The organism is Paenibacillus sp. S29, assembly GCF_049319765.1.
Lineage (GTDB): Bacteria > Bacillota > Bacilli > Paenibacillales > Paenibacillaceae > Paenibacillus > Paenibacillus polymyxa_B.
In genome coordinates this window covers 1-516 of record NZ_JBMOUI010000065.1, presented here as the reverse complement: position 1 = coordinate 516, position 516 = coordinate 1, and the positions used below count along the sequence as shown (strand labels likewise).

1 rRNA gene is annotated in these 516 nt (G+C 53.3%); it reads left to right on the top strand.

The features are described 5' to 3' along the window. Positions 1-516, top strand: a 23S ribosomal RNA gene (locus ACL9RM_RS26485); the annotation flags it as partial.

Sequence of the window (516 nt, the reverse complement as noted above, 5' to 3'; positions counted from 1 at the left end):
AGTACGTGGACGTAGACCCGAAACCGGGTGATCTACCCCTGTCCAGGGTGAAGGTGCGGTAACACGCACTGGAGGCCCGAACCCACGCATGTTGAAAAATGCGGGGATGAGGTGGGGGTAGCGGAGAAATTCCAATCGAACCCGGAGATAGCTGGTTCTCCCCGAAATAGCTTTAGGGCTAGCCTCGGAAAGAAGAATCGTGGAGGTAGAGCACTGATTGGGTGCGGGGCCCGCAAGGGTTACCAAGCTCAGTCAAACTCCGAATGCCATAGATTTAGTTCCGGGAGTCAGACAGTGAGTGCTAAGATCCATTGTCGAAAGGGAAACAGCCCAGACCATCAGCTAAGGTCCCCAAGTGTGTGTTAAGTGGGAAAGGATGTGGAGTTGCACAGACAACCAGGATGTTGGCTTAGAAGCAGCCACCATTGAAAGAGTGCGTAATAGCTCACTGGTCGAGTGACTCTGCGCCGAAAATGTAACGGGGCTAAACACACCACCGAAGCTATGGCTTGATGC